This window comes from Rhizobacter sp. P3_C12, assembly GCF_056402735.1.
Window position 1 is genome coordinate 1 of sequence record NZ_JBFUGW010000426.1, and the last position, 3723, is coordinate 3723.

Sequence of the window (3723 nt, forward strand, 5' to 3'; positions counted from 1 at the left end):
GCCTCGATCGTCGGCGTGTTCTGGGGCGAGTTCGCGCGCCGCGAGCCGAAGAACAACGCCCGCGCGCTGGCCGAGCTGGCCGGCTGGTATGCGCAGGGCAAGATCAAGCCAGCGATCGATCGCACGCTGCCGATGAGCGCGCTGTCGGATGCGTTCACCCGCATGGGCAGCCGCCAGGTGCAAGGGAAGATCGTGCTGGTGAACCGCTGAACCCTGCGCGCTGAGCAGCCCGCCCCCTTCACCCAAGGGGGACGGCCGCGCCGCACACGGCTGGACACAGCTTGTTGCAGGGGGAGTGCGCTACGATGCAGGGCGCATCCCGCGTCCCCCTCTGCTCTTCCCCGGCACCACGGCATGGCAATCAAGGTCCTGATCGTCGAAGACAACCCCGTTGCGCGCAGCTTCCTGTGCCGCGTGGTGCGCGAAAGCTTCAGCGACACGATCGCCATCACCGAAGCCGGCGACCTCGAGAGCGCACGCCGCCACATCGGCCTGCCCGACCGGCAGAAGGTCGAGGCCGCCACCGACCCGTTCAAGCTGATCCTGGTCGACCTGGAACTGCCCGACGGCAACGGCATGGAGCTGCTGGCCGAGCTGGCCCGCTACCCGGCCACCAAGATCGTCACCACGCTGTACTCCGACGACGACCACCTGTTCCCCGCGCTGCAATGCGGCGCCGACGGCTACCTGCTGAAGGAAGACCGCTTCGAGGTGCTGGTCGAGGAGCTGCAGAAGATCGTGCGCGGCCAGCCGCCGCTGTCGCCGGCCATCGCGCGCCGGCTGCTGGGCCACTTCCGCCAGGGCCCCGGCGGCATGGGCGGGCTGTCGGAGCCGGCACCGTCGGGCTTCCAGAGCAGCCGCCCGATGCCGCTCGGCCGCGGCGCACCGCTCGACCACGAGCGCCTGACCCCGCGCGAGAGCGAGGTGCTGACCTACCTCAGCAAGGGCTTCACGATCAAGGAGATCGCGAACCTGATGGGCATCAAGTGGTTCACGGTCAACGACCACATCAAGTCGATCTACAAGAAACTCAACGTGTCCAGCCGCGCCGAAGCGGCCGTGCTGGCCAGCAAGCAGGGCCTGGTCTAAGTCCTCGGCCCACCGGGGCTGACCACCGCGCATGGACAACCCCGCGACGCGGCCGGCGAGCCTGCACACCGACTCCGCACTCGACTCCGGGCTGATCGACCCCGCGCTCGGCGACGACCAGCGCCTGTCGCGCTGGATGGGCTGGCGGCTGCGCCTGCTGGTGGTGGCCGCGCTGCTCGGCTGCGTGGCCCTCGTGATGACGGCCCGCTGGCTGGCCGCGCAACCGCACCTGCCGGCCGACTGGCGTGTCGGCGCGCAGGGCGAGGTCGAGCTCGTGCACGCCGACGACGCCGCGCTGAAGCCACTCGAGGGCCGCGCACTCGTCGGCCTGCTGAACGACAACGGCCAGGTCGCGATCGTCGACGGCCTGGCGCTGCAGCGCTCGCCGCGCTGGATCATGGGCGACACGCAGCGCGAACGCCACTTCGACCAGCACCAGCAGGTCGCCGCGGTGATGGGCGGCAGCGCCGTGCGGGTCTTCTTCATCGGCGGACGGCAGGTGGAGCTCGCGCTGCAGCCGCGCGGGCTGCTGCGGCTGGGTTCGATGTTCTGGGTGCTGTCGGCGCTGAGCCTGACGCTGTACCTGGTCGCGATGGTGGTGCTGCTGGCCAAGCCGTCGATGCGCAACCTGCTGTATGCCGTGGCCTCGCTGTGCCAGGCCGGCAGCCTCGCCTGCATGGCCGTCGAGTCGACGCTGCAGCTCGGCCTGCCGCTCGGCTTCCTGCGCTGGGACATGCCGCTGCGCCTGGCGTTCGACCTGCTCACCGCCGCGGCGCTGGTGCATGCCGCCTACCCGGCGCACCAGCAGYCGATCGGCGGGCGGCRCATCGCGTGGCTCGGCTGGAGCAGCGCGCTGCTGCTCGCGGCGCTGTGCGCCGGCGGATCGCTGCGCGGCGCCTGGTGGTGGGCGCAGGGCGGCGTCACGCTGCTGGGCCTGGCAGCGCTCGCGCTGCTGAGCTGGTGGTACCGGCGCGAGCCGCACCCGTTCGCGGTCGTGATGCGCCGCTTCGGCGTGATGGCGATCAGCACCTGGGTGCTGCTGACCATCGCGATCGCTGCCGGCCACCGGCTGCCGGCGGTGCAGCAGCAGATGGTCAACATCGGGCCGGCGATCTGGTACGTGTTCTTCGCGTCGCTGCTGCTGCTGGTGCCGTTCCTGTCGAAATCGCAGCAGGTGATGCGCGAGTTCTCGCTGCTCGCGGCGGTGAGCACGATCGCGACCTCGCTCGACCTGTTGTTCGTCGCGGTGTTCTCGCTCGGCCAGTTCGCCTCGGTGACGCTGGCGCTGTTCCTGTCGCTGGGCATCTACGCCGGCGCGCGGCAGTGGATCCTGAACCAGCTGCTCGGCAGCAACGTGCTGACGACCGAGCGCATGTTCGAGAAGCTCTACCGCATGGCGCGCGAGGTGGAGACGCACCCCGAGCGTGCATCGGACATGCTGATGCAGCTGCTGCGCGAGCTGTTCGATCCGATGGAGGCGGTGGTGGTCGAGAAGGCCACGCGCAGCGCCCGCGTGGCCGGCGACGGCTCGACGCTGGTGGTGCCGGTGCCGCAGCTGCCCGGCGTCGGCGACGGGCTGCCCGGCTCGGTGGTGCTGCGTTTCGCGCACCGCGGGCGGCGGCTCTTCACGTCGGAAGACGCGCGGCTGGCCGAACGCATCCTCGAGCAGCTGCGCCGCGCGATCGCGTTCGACAAGGCGGTGGAGCAAGGCCGCAGCGAAGAGCGGCTGCGCCTGGCGCAGGACCTGCACGACGACATCGGCGCGCGGCTGCTGACGCTGATGTACAAGGCGCAGTCGCCCGAGATGGAAGAGTACGTGCGGCACACGCTGCAGGACCTGAAGACGCTGACGCGCGGGCTCGCCGCGCCGAACCACCCGCTGTCGCACGCCGCCGCCGAATGGAAGGCCGACCTGACACAACGGCTCACGGCGGCGCACATCGAGCTCGGCTGGAACCTCACCTTCGACCGCGACATCTCGCTGACTGTCGTGCAGTGGTCGGCGCTGACGCGCGTGATGCGCGAGCTGGTGAGCAACGCGATCGCGCATGCGAAGGCGCGCCGCGTCGACATCGAGTTCCACCTGCTGCAGGACCGGCTGGAGCTGACGATCACCGACAACGGCCTCGGCCGCGACCCGCAGGCCTGGGCCCACGGGCTCGGGCTGGGCGGCGTGCGCAAGCGGGTGAAGCAGCTGGGCGGCGAGGTCGAGTGGAAGGAAGCCGGCGCGGTCGGGATCCGCTGCCGGGTGACGATCAGGCAGCTGTCGGAGCGGCGCTGACACGGCCCCTCCCGGGGCTCGATATAATCGTTACATGAATCGTTTCACTGAAAACGACGATTCATTCATTTTCACCTATGGAAAATCGATTTTCCACCTGAAAAGTATCGTTTCACGATGACGATCGCCGACCGCCTCGTTTCCACGCTGCGCACCTGGCAGCGGATGCCGGCCGGCCGGCTGCTGGAGCTGCTGCAGGTGAGCCGGCCGACGCTGATGCGCGCCGTGCGCGCCGCCGGGCCGGCCGTCATCACGCGCGGCAGCGCGCGCCGCACCGCCTACGCCGCACGCCGCGCGCTGCGCGGCGACATGAACCCGTTGCCGCTGTACCGCATCGACGCGCACGGCGACGC

Annotated in this window: 3 protein-coding genes and 1 pseudogene; all 4 read left to right on the forward strand. The window is 70.2% G+C overall.

Annotated elements, in window-relative coordinates; all coding sequences use genetic code 11:
- Window positions 1–210, forward strand: a 210-nt coding sequence (locus AC1DXV_RS32480) for a zinc-binding dehydrogenase (protein ID WP_477937604.1), incomplete at its 5' end; no start/stop codon positions are given.
- Window positions 211–354: 144 nt separating this feature from the next.
- Entirely contained in the window at window positions 355–1089 is a 735-nt protein-coding gene (locus AC1DXV_RS32485; RefSeq protein ID WP_047511496.1) for a LuxR C-terminal-related transcriptional regulator, read from the forward strand.
- Window positions 1090–1120: 31 nt separating this feature from the next.
- Window positions 1121–3370, forward strand: coding sequence for a sensor histidine kinase (locus tag AC1DXV_RS32490; protein WP_477937606.1), 2250 nt, complete (start codon window positions 1121–1123; stop codon window positions 3368–3370).
- 117 nt (window positions 3371–3487) lie between these two features.
- Window positions 3488–3723 (forward strand): annotated as a pseudogene (locus AC1DXV_RS32495) (type II toxin-antitoxin system HipA family toxin YjjJ); the annotation flags it as partial.